Origin of the sequence: Microbulbifer litoralis, assembly GCF_023634065.1 — a bacterium.
GTDB classification, from domain to species: domain Bacteria; phylum Pseudomonadota; class Gammaproteobacteria; order Pseudomonadales; family Cellvibrionaceae; genus Microbulbifer; species Microbulbifer litoralis.
In genome coordinates this window covers 165031-179043 of the sequence record NZ_JALKCV010000011.1, presented here as the reverse complement: position 1 = coordinate 179043, position 14013 = coordinate 165031, and the positions used below count along the sequence as shown (strand labels likewise).

Genomic DNA, 14013 nt, shown 5'->3' with positions numbered 1-14013 from the left:
TACGCTGGATCCGGGTGAGATAACTCCAAAGATTTACGATCGTAAAAATAATAGCAGTTCCCCCATCGTAAACTACGGTAGCTATCTGGGAGAAGCTGGAGGGGCGCCGGTTTACGACGGCTTAACCCTCCTACGCCCAATCACTGAAGATCTGACACTCCCTGTGGGCAATCACCAGATGCTGCAAAACGTCGTCGTGGAACCCGGAGTAACACTGACTCTGGAACCCGGCGCCAGCCTGAAGTCCGCACCGGATCTCAAACTGCAGATCGCGGGCAACCTGGTAGCCCACGGTGTTACCGGCGCGCGCGTGGAATTCGCCTCTGCCTCGCCGACCCCCCAGCCCGGCGATTGGTATGGTATCGAAGTGATCACCGGCGGTAGCGTGGACCTGGACTATGCCCGTATCGAGCATGCCGTTTACGGTATCGACTTCAACGGTGGCCAGGGCACGATGCGCCACTCTCTGATCCGCTTCAATACCCACGGCATTTATGTCCGTGCCAACAGCGATCCGCTGATTACCGACGGCAATGAAATCACCGCCAATAGCTACGGTGTCTATGTGATCGGCAACGGCACCGCCGCGGACAACCCTGTGCCGGTGATCACTGGCAACAACCTGTACGATAACAGCAATTACGATCTCTACACCACTGACTTCGGCGATCCCCAGTCTGTCACTCTGGATATCACTGGCAATTGGTGGGGTACTGCCGATCCGGCCACCATTGAATCCCAGATCTACACTGCCGCCACGTCTTCGCCGCAGGTGGACTACAGCAATTACCAGGAGGCGGTGATAGGGCAGCCGGCGGTCTCCATCAGTGGTGTGAGCCTGCAGTCGCCGGTACTCCATCCCCTGGCCGGTGAACAGGCTCAGGGTCTGTTCAGCCTGAACCGGGCGGCTACTGTCACCCTGGAAATCCGTCGCGAGTCCGACAACGCCGTCGTCTATCAAACCACCGAAAGCCACCCGGCCGCCGGCGAATATCCCATTGCTTGGGACGGTCGCGACAACCAGGGCAGGCTGATGTCCGAGGATCTCTACCGGGTCGTCCTGCGAGCCGATGACGGCGTGGACTACTTTGTCTACGACGCACCCAATCCCGGCGGTGTCGGAGGTGTTTCAGGCTCGGTACCCAGCCGCTACAACGCCTATGCCAACGAGTTCTACAAGATCTCGGTTAACATGTCCCAACCGGGGCTGCTCAGCATGCAGATAACCCCCAACGGTGGCTCGGCCTTCTACACCTTCAAGGAAGTCTTCTACCCCGCGGGCCAGCACTGGCTCTACTGGGACGGCCGGGACCCCAACGGCGAAATCATTGACGTCCCCGTCTCCGTTTACTACCCGGCACCACCGCGAGTGCGCTCCACCGCCATTTATGTGGCCGATACGGCGCCGAGTATTACCGGCACTGGGGCCGCCCCCAGTATCGAGGTCAAATCCGACCCTTACCTGGTGAGCCATAGCTACGAACAGCAGACCCGCATGGCCTACCAGATCAGCAACGACGCCCAGGTGACCTTCAGCCTGCTACCGCCGGGTATCGTCGATCCCCAAGATCCCTCGGCCATCGTGCTGGTAGATAATGAGCTGCAACAGGCAAACGACGGAACCGGAGACCCCATCCAGCACGAGGTGGAGTGGCGCGGCTACGACCTGGCGGACCCCAACGCCGTGCTGGTGGGAGAAGAGGGCGCTTATACCTTTGCCATTCAGGCGCGGTCGCCGGAAACCGGGGAATCCACGCTCTACCGGGGCATCGTTAACTTGTATCGATAGCAGTAAGAAGCAATATGAAGCAAAGAATCGTATCAGCAGTTTTATCAGCCCTGTTATTAGGTGGGGTTTCCCAGGCCGCTTTGGCTAAGGATATCGCCTATCTGGGTGTCGCCGAAGGCTATTGGGAAGTGTGGCTTACGGATTCCGACCACAAGAAACCAAGACAGCTCACCCAGTTGGGCTCCGACGTCTCTCGTATCTCCTGGTATCCAGATGGTCGGCACCTTTTAGTGAATCTGCACGATGGCAGCCTCCACCGGCTAGATACCAAAACTGGGAAGATGGAGGCCATAGAGGCACCACTGCCCAATATCCTCGATGCCGTGGTGAGTCCCAAAGGCGACAGCCTCGCCTTTTCTCTGAGCACCTCCGGCAGTATCGACGACAATGATATCTATGTCTTCCACTTCCAAAGCCGGAAACTGGACAAGCTCACCTCCATGCCCAGACTCCAACACGAGCCCAGTTGGTCCCCTGATGGCAAATCGATCTACTTCCTATCCGGCGACGGCGGACAGGCGCACGATATCTGGAGGGTGGATGTTGCCAGCCGAAGCACAGAGCAATTGACTGTCAACGCTTTGTACCACTTTGATTTGGCTGCGCGGGCAGATGGGACTCTTGCTTATTCCGGCAACAAAACGGGCAATTACGAACTCTGGCTGCGCAACCCGGATGGTAAGACCCAGGTACTGACTCAAGATCCGGCACTGGACGCCCGTCCCTCATGGTCGCCGGCAGGCGAGCAACTCGCCTTTCAATCCACTCGTGACGGTACCATGAACATCTGGCTGCTGGATATTGCCACCAATAAAGAACAACCACTGACCAACAGCAGGGAAGGCGCACGGCAGCCGGTCTGGGCCCCGATCGAGGAGAATAGCCAATGAGTAGAGCAGTATGGCTTCTGATACTGGCCCTGATATCCAATCTGACCCAGGCCCTTGAGATCACCCAGGTGCGGTTGGACAAGAAGGGTTTCAATCCGGCGGATCGAGAAAAAGCCTCCATCCACTTCAACATCGACAAGCCGGCTCAAGTGGTATTGCACATCTACGATGGCCGAGAACGCCTGGTTAACCGAATTAACGGTGGCCAGCTTCCGTCTGGAGACCACAAGCTGGCATGGAATGGGCGGGACTCGAAGGGGAAGGTGGTTCCTCCTGAGGCCTATTCCTATACCTTAACCGCCACCAGTGAAAGAAAAGACGGAGAAGGCGAAGAGAAAGTCACACACGACCTCACCGATCTGACCGGTGGCGAAGCGCTGGCCGTGAAGGACGTTCGCTGGGACAAGGAGCAAGGTGTCGTTCGCTATCACCTGGACAAGCCTGCCCGTGTCAGCATCCGCCTGGGCCTGAAAGAAGGGGGCCCTTTGCTGCGCACCCTGGTCGACTGGGTGCCGCGCGACGGCGGAGCCCAGGCCGAGCCTTGGGGCGGTTGGGATAGCTCTCATGCATTGAACATAGGCAAACATCCCAAGCTTAATCTGGCAGTCACAGCCTACAGCCTCAGCGACAATACCCTGCTGGTCGGTCCCAAGCCCACCAAGATTGCTTTTGCGGATTTGCCGGCAGACAAAATCCGCAAAAAAACGGCTCTCCAGAAACCTACAAAACGCATGTATTACCACGCGGACCAGCCTCTGGAGAGCCGCGGCGATTTTGAGACCTACCTGACGCTGGGCACTAAGGCAAAGAAAGATAAGGAAGGCCGCTGGATCGTCTCCGGCAAGGTACCTATCCGGCTCGACGTTGCCGAGAAGGACCGGGAGCGCCTTCTGGCGCGTCGTTTTGAACCGGTGTTTTTTGTAGACGGCACCTTCGCCTTTGAAAACGAGGTGGGCTTCCTACCGATGACCTGGCAATGGGACTCCAGCACCGTCAACGAAGGGGAACACTATGTCACCGTCAATGTACGTGGTTACGAGGGCAATTTTGGTACTGCCACTATGAGGTTATGGGTAGAGCATCAATAACCAAGTATCGCCACGGCGCCTGCAACAAAAAATAGCGAAGAAACCATGAAAACAAACGCTCTGATAGGAATAATGGCGGCATTGCTCCCATTGGCGCTTTTGGCGGCCGAGAACAGCCATCACCAGCGCCTACAGGAACTGGAGAATATACATTCGACAAAGCGCAGCGCCGAACAGCAGCTGGAACTGGCCCAGCACTACTACCGCGAGCGGAAACTGGAGCAGGCCTATCAACAAATTGACCTGTTTTTACAACAGGAACCGCGCAGTGCCGACGGCTGGTTGATGATGGGCGATATATGGCGCGAATGGGAACAGTGGCAAGAAGCCCTGGAATCCTATGACCGGGCAGCCAAGCAGAGCCCGAAAAGGGCGGAAATTCACCTGCGCCGGGGGCAGGCGTTGTCGGAGCTGGGAGACGAGAAGGAAGCCGACAAGGCCTATGCCCAATATCGAGCTTTGGCTGGGGGTTGATACGCGAGCTTCCGCTCTTGGCAGGGGTAGGCCCCTCGGAAGACCAACCTTCTGCTCTGGAAATTGAGCCGCAGACTCGCCATGTATCGGCAGAGCAATAGTAAAAACGGGCTAACCCGCACAGATTAAAAAGAATACAGACTTGAAGGAAGAACCATGAAAGTTAAGGGGATCACTTGCTCGGTAGTTAGCACCTTCTTGCTGGGCTTGCTAATGATCGCTACCACCAGCGCCCACGATTTCGGCGGTGGCTCCGCCGGTGATCCCCCTCCAGGCCCGCCACCGCCTCCGCCCTGCGAAAAAAGTGATGGAGCGTGTTGCGGTGCCGGCGGAGGTGGTGGTGCTGGAGGAGGCGGAGGCGCCGGCGGCAGCACCAGCGGCGCCGTAGGCGATCCCATCCGCACTCTGGATGGCGGCTTCTACCTGAGCGATACCGACCTCACGGTAGGCTCCGTCTACCCCATCCGCCTGACCCGCCGCTTCGACAGCCGTTCCCGCTTCGACACCGCCCTCGGCTACGGCTGGGCCTTCGACCACGACCGGCGCCTGTTCGAATACCCGGACGGCTCCGTGGTCCTGCGCTCGGGCTGCGGCTTCCGGCATACCTTCGTCTTTACCGGCGGCGCCTACGTCACGCCGCGGGATATGCCCCAGGGCACCCTCACCGAACACCCGGACGGCAGCTACACCTTTGAATATGTGGCCGGCCGCGTGGACTACTTCGACGCCGACGGCCGCTTGGCGGCCATTGAAAACAAACAGGGCCAGCGCCAGGAACTCCTCTACGACGAGCGGGGCCGATTACCCCTGGTAGGGACTTCCCCCAACAGCATCGATCCCGACAACCCCATGGTGGTCGCCTACCAGCCACGCCTAACCCGCATTCGCGAGCGCACCGCCGACGGCCAGCTCACCGACAACTATGTCGACTTCTTCTACAACGAAGATACCGGTCGCCTCACCCACCTGATCGCCAGCGACGGCCGCCGTATCGACTACACCCACGACAGCCACAACGGTGCCACCCGCGGCAACCTGATTCAGGTAGCGGGCCTCGACAACTACCAGCAGAATTTCCAATACGAAGACCCGGAAGGCGCCCACCGCATCACCGGCCTGCAGAGAGGGCAGACGGCCGCCTGGGTCACCAACACCTACGACAGCGAAGGGCGGGTGGTGAAGCAGGAAGAAGGCAACAACACCATCGAACTGGCCTACGTGGAAACCGGCACCACCCAGGTCACCGAAACCGTCCGCGACAGTGCCGGCACCGTCCTCGACACCCGCGAGAGCACCTTCGTCTTCGACGAAGCCGGCTACCTCTCCAGCCGCACCGACCCCCTCGGCAACGAATACCGCCAGATCTACAACGACAACAAAGACCGCATCCGCACCGAGACCTGGCAAAAGCAGCCCGACGGCAGTCTCACTCTGCTCAGCGCCACCGATTACACCTACAACGCCGACGCCCGCAAGACCAGCGAAAGCGTGACTTTAGAGAGCGGCGAAACCATAACCACCACCTGGACCTACGACGGCAGTTGGATCGCCAGCGAAGAAACTGTTTCCAGCGAAAACCCGCAACAGGTCTTCCGCACCGAATACGAGTTTGTGCGCGACGGCAACGGCAACCCCGTCAATATCGCCGCCAAAAAACGCCAAAAGGCCGACGGCAGCTACGCCACCACCCACTACACCTACTGCAGCGGCGGCTCCGACTGCCCGGACAGCGCCCTGATCAAAACCACCGACGGCCCCAGAACCGATGTTGAGGACATCACCACCAACCGCTATTACGCCACCACCGACCAGAGCGGCTGCGATAGCGGCGGCACCTGCCACCGCAGCGGCGACCTCAAACAGGTCGAGAACGCCCTGGGCCAGACCATCGACTACCTCAACTACAACAAGAACGGCCGTGTCGCCAAACTCAGCGACCAAAACGGCACCATTACTGAATTTACCTACCACCCCCGCGGCTGGCTGCTGGAAAAAACCACCCTCGACCCACAGGGCCAGGCCCACGCCACCACCGCCTACGAATACGATGACCGCGGCAATCTCACCCAGGTCACCCAGCCGGACGGCAGCTACCTCGTCTTCAGCTACGACGACCGCAACCGCCTGATCCAGATCCAAGACCCCCAGGGCGGCAAGATCCGATACACCCTGGACTCCCAGGGCAACCGCGTCCAAGAAGACATCGTCGACGCACAGGGCACCCTCAAGCACACTCTCAGCCGCACCTTCGACGAACTGAACCGCCTGGAAGAAACACTGGGTGCCCAACAACAGCAAACCCGGTACCAATACGACGGCGCCGGCCGCCTCACCCAGACCACCGATGCCCTGGCCACCAAGACCCAACACAGCTACGACGCCTTGGGCCGGCTGGTCAAAACCATCCGGGATACCGACAGCATCGCCGCCGAAACAAGGCTCCAGTACGATGCCGTCGGCAACCTGACCCAAGTCACCGACCCCAAGGGCCTGACGACCACCTATACTTACAACAACCTCGGCCAGCGCATCGAAAAGGACAGCCCGGACACTGGCATCACCACCTACACCTACGACCTCGCGGGCAACCGCACCAGCCAGACGGATGCTCGGGGTGTCACCACCAACTACAGCTACGACGCCCTCAACCGGCTCACCGCTATCCAGTACCCGGACACCAGCCTCAACGTCAGCTACCAGTACGGCCAGCCTGATACAGAAACCGGTTGCCAGAACTCCAGCCCGAAAGGTCGCATGACCACCATGACCGACGTGAGCGGCAGCACCAACTACTGCTACGACCACCGGGGCAACCTCACGCAAAAGACCCAAACCACCGCCGGCGTTGCGCTTACAACCCGCTACCAGTACAACCTGGCGGACCAGCCGACCCGGATCACCTATCCCAGCGGCAAGGTGGTCAACTACAGCCGGGACAGCCAGGGCCGCATCGCCGGCCTGGCCCTCGAAGGGCAGACCCCCGAAACCCTGATTGCCGATATCCAGTACGCCCCCTTTGGCCCGGCCACTCGATTGGACTACGGCAACGGCCATACCCAGGACAGGCTTCTGGACCAGGACTACCGGCCAAAGTCCATCCAAAGCAGTCTCGCCACAGGCCTCAATCTGCACTTTACGCTGGACGATGTGGGCAATATCACCCAGATCGGCAACAGCCCGAGCACAGCCGATCGCAGCTACGACTATGACAACCTCTACCGGTTGACCGAAGTCAAGGACGCCCAGCAGACGCCATTGCACGGCTATAGCTACGACAAAACCGGCAATCGCCAAAGCAAGATCACTGGCACCGAGACAGAAAACTACTCCTACGAGAATGACAACCACCGACTCAGCGCCATTGATGGCAATGCCCGCAGCTATGATGCCAATGGTAATACCCTGGACAATGGTACCGGGCAAAGCTTTACCTATGACGACCGCAACCGTATGGTGGAGGCTCGGGAGAACGACACCGCTGTCCTGAACAACCAATACAATGGTCGCGGCGAGCGAGTAGTCAAAGCTACCGGAACGGAGACTCGGCTGTTCACTTACAATCAGGCCGGACAGCTGATCGGTGAATATACTGACACCGGTGCGCTGATCAAAGAGTACGTCTGGGTGGGAAACCTGCCGGTAGCAGTGCTCGAATCGGCCTCCCATTATGCAATAGAACCGGATCATCTTGGCACACCGAGAGCAGTAATCAATCCTGATAGCCAAGCAACCGTTTGGGAATGGGAAATTCAGAGCGAAGCCTTTGGGGCAACAACTCCAAATGACGATCCGGAGGATGTCGGCAATAGCTATGTATTCCCGCTTCGCTATCCGGGTCAATACGCTGATTCAGAAGCTGGAATAAATCAAAATTATTATCGCGATTATGACCCAGAAACTGGTCGCTACCTCACCAGTGATCCTATCGGTCTGCGTGGAGGAAGTAATACATATAGATATGTAGTTAATAGTCCTTTGCTCTGGGTAGACCCATATGGCTTGAAAAAGACTTGTATTCCATGGTTCTCGAAAAAGAATCCATGGGTAGGAGTGGGGCCTGTTGATTGGGATCAAGAAATTGTGGTAGGAAATACATTTGCAAAATCAGCAGGATTTTGTGCATGGAAAAGGTATGGAGAGCAAAAGCAAGCAAGGTTGGTAACGGAGAGAAAGCTTTGCCGTGAGTGCGATGATTGCACAGGAGAGTGTGACATCTATATACAAAATGGGGAGAGTCATACTGAGACGAGGCATGAAAAAATAAAACAAACAGGAGCTAGCAATATTCAATTTTACATGCACAAATATAAGGAGTGGATGCGATGTGTAAGTCCATGGAATTCAAACGTGGTTGCAGAAGGGCCATTGAACCCAAAAATTTAGGGGTGTTTTTTTTAACCGTTTTCCTTCTTGGTTGTGGGTCGGAAAGAAAGGGAAAGATGATGGAGGTTAATTACGATGAGGGGAAGTCCCCGTATGATTTCGAATCAAGAATAAAAAATAACTTTTATGTCGAAAGTAGGAGAGAGAATTTTATTAAGAGCCTTATGAATGACGCCAAAAAGCGTAATAAGGGTGAAAATTATATTTATAAAGACGAACCAACTGCAGATATAGCTGGATATTTTTTGACTGGAGGGGGCGATAATCCTCACAAGGTATATTTCAACTATTTTGTCATTAGTTATGAAAAGGACTCTGATGGGAAGAAGATTAAAACTGTAGGATTTTATTTTGATGAGAAGAATGAGCTGATTTGGATCCGGTGTTCAAATGGGATCGATTTGGAGTGTCCAGAGTTTGAATACCCAAACTACTTGGGGATGGTGTGGACGTACGGGAATTAACCTATAAGGTTCTTCGTAAATCAGTGTGAAGGCGCCGGTTCGAGACTGTAAATTAAATTGTGTATCAGCCACTTGGCCCCAATGTCGAGTTCTGGCTCCGTGTTTGGTGCGCACAGCGCACCCTACGCATCAATGCTCGGGCGCTTTCCGATCCATTTTCTTCACCCGCGCCCGCGTAATCATCTTGTCCGAGACCGCCTCGATCTCCACGCGGTAATTCAGGATAAAGAAGCTGATATTGCCGTCCGGAATACTCTCCAGGTGCTCCATCGCCAGCCCGTTGAAGGTCTTGGGGCCGTCGGTGGGCAGTTCCCAGTGCAGGGTGCGGTTGATGTCGCGGATCGAGGTGCCGCCCTCGATCAGGTACCAGCCGTTGCCCTGGGCGACGATCTCCTCGTCTTCGCTCGGCACCGGGCTGGCGGTGAAGTCACCGACGATTTCCTCCAGCAGGTCCTCCAGGGTCACAATGCCCATCACCTCGCCGTACTCGTCCACCACCAGGCCCATGCGCCGTTTCTTGTGCTGGAAATTCATCAGCAGCGTCGGCAGCGGCGTGGCTTCGGGGACGAAGTAGGGTTCGTCGGTGTAGGACTTCAGCAGGTCCGGGCTGAATGCGTCCGGGCCGTCGCGCAGTATCTGCGCCGCGCGGCGCAGGTGCAGAATGCCTACCACGCGGTTGATGTCGCCCTGGAATACCGGCAGGCGGGTGTAGCTGCTCTCGGCCAGTTGTTGCAGGATTTCCCCGCCGGAATTCTCCAGGTCCACGCCGACCACTTCGTTGCGGGGGATCATGATGTCCTCCACCGTGGCCTGGTCCAGGTCCAGCACGTTCAGCAGCATGCCCTTGTGCTTGCTGGGCAGCAGGGCACCGGATTCGAATACCACGGTGCGAAGTTCCTCCGGCGCCAGGTGCTCGGCCTCGGACTGCTCGCCGGCCTCCACGCCCACCAGGCGCGCCAGGCCGTTGGAAACGCTACCCACCAGCCAGACGAAAGGCGTCATCAGCCACAGCAGCGGGCGCAGTATTACCGAGGCGGGGAAGGCGATCTTTTCCGGGTGCAGTGCGGCGATGGTCTTCGGTGTGACTTCGGCGAAGATCAGTACCACCACGGTCAGCACCGCGGTGGCGTACCAGGTGCCGGCACTGCCGTAGAGGCGGGTGAACACCGCGCCGGCGAGCACCGAGGCGAGGATGTTGACCAGGTTGTTGCCGATCAGGATGACCCCGATCAGCTTGTCCGGGCGCGCCAGCAGCTCCATTGCGCGCCGGGCACCGCGGTGGCCGCTCTTGGCCTGGTGGCGCAGGCGGTAGCGGTTCAGCGCCATCATGCTGGTTTCAGAGCTGGAAAAGAAGGCGGAAATGACGATCAGCAGGCCTATCAGGGCAAATAGCAGGCCGGGAGGTATCTCGTTCAATTTGGAACTCTGTTTATTCGCGAAACGGGATATTGAAACAGAATTTCCGGGCCCGCAAGTGTTGCGGCGCCCGCAGCGCCGTGCCCGGCGCTATCCGCGCTGTAATATGACCTCGAGTACCAGTTTGCTGCCGAAGTAGGCCAGCATCAGGGCGGCAAAGGCGGCCAGGGTCCAGCGCACCGCGGTGTTGCCGCGCCAGCCCTTCTTCCAGTGGCCCCACAGCAGGATGCTGTACAGCAACCATGCCAGCAGCGACAGCGCGGTCTTGTGCACCAGGTGTTGGGCAAAGAGATTGTCCAGGAACAGGAAGCCGGTCACCAGTGATGCGGTCAGCAGCAGCTGACCGAAGGCAACCAGCCCGAACAACAGGGATTCCATCGTCTGCAGTGGCGGCAGGAAACGGCTGATGCCGCCCGGGCGGTGGTTGTGCAGCTGCTGGTTCTGGTAGTAGAGGTAGATCGCCTGCAGGGTGGCGAGGGTCAGCAGGGAGTAGGCGACGATGGACAGCAGTGCGTGTACCGCAATGCCGGCGGACAGCTGCTGGCGCGGCGTCACGCCGCCCCAGTCGTGCACTGCGGCCAGCTCCGCCAGGGCGCCGACGGGGGCCATGATCACGATCAGCAGCTGCAGCGGGTGCCGGGCGGCGAGAACCAGTAGCAGCAGGTTGACGGTCCAGCTGATCAGGGACAGCATCGCCAGCAGGTCGAAGCGGTATCCTGCGGGGGTCACCAAGGTATAGATGAGAGACAGGCCGTGCGCGACCAGTGCCCCGGCGAGCAGTCCCAGCAGCAGCGGCCTGCCCGGCTGGCGCTGCCGGAAAAAGTTGTGCGCGGCCACGGCGGTGGTCGCCAGGTAGAGTGCAATTGCCGTCCAGTGGGCGATCGTCGCCATGGATAAATCCGTCTCTCCGTTCTTATCAGGGCGGCAGTGTGTCACAGCGTGCCGGTGCAGGAAAGTCATTCGGGCCGGGCGGCGCTTCCGCCGGCACAGTGTTTCTGCCGTGCGGCTCCTGAGCTATACTGCCGCGCCTTGGAAGGGGCACCGGTCGGTGCCCGGGAATTTCCGCCGTCCGGGAAATGTCGCCGGACGGCCAGTCACACAAATCGGGACGTATCCATGTTCGACAACCTCAGCGACCGATTGTCGTCTGCGTTAAAGAAGGTCACCGGTAAGGCGCGCCTGACGGAAGACAATATCCGCGATACGCTGCGGGAGGTGCGCAAGGCGCTGCTGGAGGCGGATGTCGCCCTGCCGGTGGTCAAGGAATTTATCAAGCAGGTGCGCACTGCTGCAGTGGGCCAGAAGGTCAGCAAGGCCCTGAACCCGGGCCAGCAATTCGTCAAGATTGTCCAGGACGAGCTGGTCAAGGTGATGGGCGAGGCGGCCACGCCGCTGAACCTGGCGGTGCAGCCGCCGGCGGTGATCCTGATGGCCGGTCTGCAGGGTGCGGGCAAGACCACCAGTGTGGCCAAGCTGGCCAAATACCTGCAGGAGCGGGAAAAGAAAAAGGTGATGGTGGTCAGTGCGGATGTCTACCGCCCGGCCGCGATCAAGCAGCTGGAGACCCTGGCCGGCGAGGTGGGGGCCATCTTCCACCCGTCCAGCGGCGACCAGAAACCGCTGGATATCGCCAGCGGGGCGATGGAGGCGGCGCGCAGGCAGTTTGCCGATGTACTGATTGTCGACACCGCCGGCCGCCTGCATATCGATGAGGAATTGATGGGCGAGATCCGCGAGTTGCACGGCGCACTGGATCCGGCCGAGACGCTGTTCGTGATCGACGCCATGATCGGCCAGGATGCGGTCAACACCGCCAGCGCTTTCAACGACGCGCTGCCGCTGACCGGTGTGATCCTGACCAAGGCCGACGGCGATGCCCGCGGTGGTGCGGCGCTGTCCGTGCGCCACGTGACCGGCAAGCCGATCAAGTTTATCGGTGTCGGCGAGAAGACCGACGCGCTGGAGACCTTCCACCCGGACCGCATCGCCTCGCGCATCCTCGGCATGGGCGACATCATGTCGCTGATCGAGGAGGCCGAGCAGAAGATCGACAAGACCAAGGCCGAGAAGCTGGTCAAGAAGGTGCAGAAGGGCAAGGGCTTCGACCTGGAGGACCTGCGCGACCAGCTGCAGCAGATGCAGAATATGGGCGGCTTCGGCTCCCTGCTGGAGAAGATGCCCGGCATGGGCAATATGGCGCAGATGGCCCAGCAGGCGGATATGGGCAAGCAGTTCAAGCAGATGGACGCGATCATCAGTTCCATGACCCCGGCCGAGCGCCGCAATCCCGATATTCTCAACGGCTCCCGCAAGCGCCGCATCACCGCCGGCTCCGGCACCCAGGTGCAGGACCTGAACCGCCTGCTCAAGCAGCACAAGCAGATGGGCAAGATGATGAAGAAGTTCAAGGGTGGCGGCATGAGCAAGATGATGCGTGGCATGGGGGGCATGCCGGGCATGGGCGGCGGCGCCGGCGGTATGGGCGGTATGCCCGGCGGCCTGCCGCCGGGCCTCGGCAAGAAGAAGTAGGGCCCGCCAGGCGTGCGGGAACAAGCGCTATACAAACTCCGGGCGGTACATTAGAATACGCCGCCTTTCAGCCGGGTGAGCTACCGGCTTAATTGATGTAGGCGGCCGCGCGAAGCAGTCGTCCAGTGTGTAAAACTACAGGAAAGCTACATGGTAACCATTCGTTTGGCTCGTGGCGGTGCAAAGAAGCGCCCGTTCTATCACCTGACAGTCACCGACAGCCGCAAATCCCGCGACGGTCGTTTCATTGAGCGCGTGGGTTTCTTCAACCCGGTTGCGCGCGGTCAGGAAGAGCGCCTGCGCATCGATCGCGACCGTATCGAGTACTGGGTTGGCCACGGCGCCCGGATCTCTGATCGCGTCAGCAAGCTGCTGAAAGAATCCGCGTAATTCGGGCCGGGAATGGCGGGTGCGCCTGTGACAACTGTTAATCGCGACAGCGGCGGATTCCAATCCGCTGAATTGGTCACTGTCGGGCGTATCACCGCCGTCTACGGCGTCCGCGGCTGGGTAAAGGTGCACTCCTATACCGAGCCGATGGACAATATCCTGCAGTTCGGCCAGTGGTGGCTGCAGGGACAGGGCGGCTGGGAGCCGCTGGAGATCGATCGCGGGCGGCGCCACGGCAAGGGCCTGATCGCCCATATCGAGGGCGTCGATGATCGCGAAGTGGCGGCGCGCTACTGCCAGCGGGATATCGCCATCCGCCGCGATGCGATGCCGCAGCTGCAAGAGGGCGAGTTCTACTGGCATCAGCTGCAGGGCCTGCGCGTGATCAGCCGCTTCGACGGCCGCGAGCAGGATTTCGGCACCGTGATCCGGATGATGGAGACGGGCGCCAACGATGTGCTGGTGGTGCGCGGCGGCGAGGATGGGCGCGAGCGCCTGATTCCGTACCTGCCGGGTGAATTCGTTACCGATATCGACCTGGACGCCGGTGTCATCACCGTCGCCTGGGATCCGTCGTTCTAGGCGGCGCG

At 59.2% G+C, this 14013-nt stretch carries 11 protein-coding genes; 9 read left to right on the top strand and 2 right to left on the bottom strand.

What is annotated here, in order from left to right; translation table 11 throughout:
- The first annotated feature begins 178 nt into the window (after positions 1–178).
- The 6 genes from MWN76_RS16095 to MWN76_RS16070 all read left to right on the top strand — a co-directional run bounded on the left by MWN76_RS16095 (position 179) and on the right by MWN76_RS16070 (position 9088).
- Positions 179–1789 carry a FlgD immunoglobulin-like domain containing protein gene (locus MWN76_RS16095; protein WP_250463080.1) on the top strand — a complete coding sequence of 537 codons (1611 nt, stop codon included), beginning with the start codon at positions 179–181 and terminating at the stop codon, positions 1787–1789.
- A gap of 14 nt (positions 1790–1803) precedes the next feature.
- Positions 1804–2679, top strand: a complete 876-nt coding sequence (locus tag MWN76_RS16090; protein ID WP_250463078.1) for a TolB family protein — start codon at positions 1804–1806, stop codon at positions 2677–2679.
- Positions 2676–3767, top strand: coding sequence for a FlgD immunoglobulin-like domain containing protein (locus MWN76_RS16085; protein ID WP_250463076.1), 1092 nt, complete (start codon positions 2676–2678; stop codon positions 3765–3767). Before MWN76_RS16090 ends, MWN76_RS16085 begins: the two co-directional genes overlap by 4 nt.
- Positions 3768–3839: 72 nt before the next feature.
- Positions 3840–4241, top strand: a complete 402-nt coding sequence (locus MWN76_RS16080) for a tetratricopeptide repeat protein (RefSeq protein ID WP_250463074.1) — start codon at positions 3840–3842, stop codon at positions 4239–4241.
- A 156-nt stretch (positions 4242–4397) separates the two neighbouring features.
- On the top strand, positions 4398–8624 hold the full coding sequence (locus MWN76_RS16075) for an RHS repeat-associated core domain-containing protein (protein WP_250463072.1): 4227 nt from the start codon (positions 4398–4400) through the stop codon (positions 8622–8624).
- The gene (locus MWN76_RS16070; RefSeq protein ID WP_250463070.1) at positions 8576–9088 is read left to right on the top strand and encodes a hypothetical protein; all 513 of its coding nucleotides are present in this window, start codon (positions 8576–8578) and stop codon (positions 9086–9088) included. Before MWN76_RS16075 ends, MWN76_RS16070 begins: the two co-directional genes overlap by 49 nt.
- 129 nt (positions 9089–9217) lie before the next feature.
- On the opposite strand, the gene MWN76_RS16065 is transcribed toward MWN76_RS16070, so the two are convergent.
- Both MWN76_RS16065 and MWN76_RS16060 read right to left on the bottom strand, forming a co-directional pair.
- On the bottom strand, positions 9218–10504 hold the full coding sequence (locus MWN76_RS16065) for an HlyC/CorC family transporter (RefSeq protein ID WP_250463068.1): 1287 nt from the start codon (positions 10502–10504) through the stop codon (positions 9218–9220).
- A 90-nt stretch (positions 10505–10594) separates the two neighbouring features.
- A complete protein-coding gene (locus MWN76_RS16060) occupies positions 10595–11395 on the bottom strand; it encodes a cytochrome C assembly family protein (protein ID WP_250463066.1) in 801 nt (266 codons plus the stop codon).
- A gap of 225 nt (positions 11396–11620) precedes the next feature.
- Between MWN76_RS16060 and ffh the strand changes: the two genes are divergently transcribed.
- The 3 genes from ffh to rimM all read left to right on the top strand — a co-directional run bounded on the left by ffh (position 11621) and on the right by rimM (position 14005).
- Positions 11621–13033 (top strand): signal recognition particle protein, encoded by a 1413-nt coding sequence (gene ffh, locus MWN76_RS16055; protein ID WP_250463063.1) that lies wholly within the window; start codon positions 11621–11623, stop codon positions 13031–13033.
- A gap of 150 nt (positions 13034–13183) precedes the next feature.
- A complete protein-coding gene (gene rpsP / locus MWN76_RS16050) occupies positions 13184–13423 on the top strand; it encodes a 30S ribosomal protein S16 (RefSeq protein ID WP_250463060.1) in 240 nt (79 codons plus the stop codon).
- 27 nt (positions 13424–13450) lie between these two features.
- Positions 13451–14005, top strand: a complete 555-nt coding sequence (gene rimM / locus MWN76_RS16045; RefSeq protein ID WP_250463057.1) for a ribosome maturation factor RimM — start codon at positions 13451–13453, stop codon at positions 14003–14005.
- Positions 14006–14013: the final 8 nt, after the last annotated feature.

Excerpts from the sequence above, each read along its gene's own strand:
- MWN76_RS16095 (WP_250463080.1), top strand. The coding sequence starts at position 179 with ATGCTGCAAAACGTCGTCGTGGAACCCGGAGTAACACTGACTCTGGAA.
- MWN76_RS16090 (WP_250463078.1), top strand. The coding sequence starts at position 1,804 with ATGAAGCAAAGAATCGTATCAGCAGTTTTATCAGCCCTGTTATTAGGT.
- MWN76_RS16085 (WP_250463076.1), top strand. The coding sequence starts at position 2,676 with ATGAGTAGAGCAGTATGGCTTCTGATACTGGCCCTGATATCCAATCTG.
- MWN76_RS16080 (WP_250463074.1), top strand. The coding sequence starts at position 3,840 with ATGGCGGCATTGCTCCCATTGGCGCTTTTGGCGGCCGAGAACAGCCAT.
- MWN76_RS16075 (WP_250463072.1), top strand. The coding sequence starts at position 4,398 with ATGAAAGTTAAGGGGATCACTTGCTCGGTAGTTAGCACCTTCTTGCTG.
- MWN76_RS16070 (WP_250463070.1), top strand. The coding sequence starts at position 8,576 with ATGGAATTCAAACGTGGTTGCAGAAGGGCCATTGAACCCAAAAATTTA.
- MWN76_RS16060 (WP_250463066.1), bottom strand. The coding sequence starts at position 11,395 with ATGGCGACGATCGCCCACTGGACGGCAATTGCACTCTACCTGGCGACC.
- ffh (WP_250463063.1), top strand. The coding sequence starts at position 11,621 with ATGTTCGACAACCTCAGCGACCGATTGTCGTCTGCGTTAAAGAAGGTC.
- rpsP (WP_250463060.1), top strand. The coding sequence starts at position 13,184 with ATGGTAACCATTCGTTTGGCTCGTGGCGGTGCAAAGAAGCGCCCGTTC.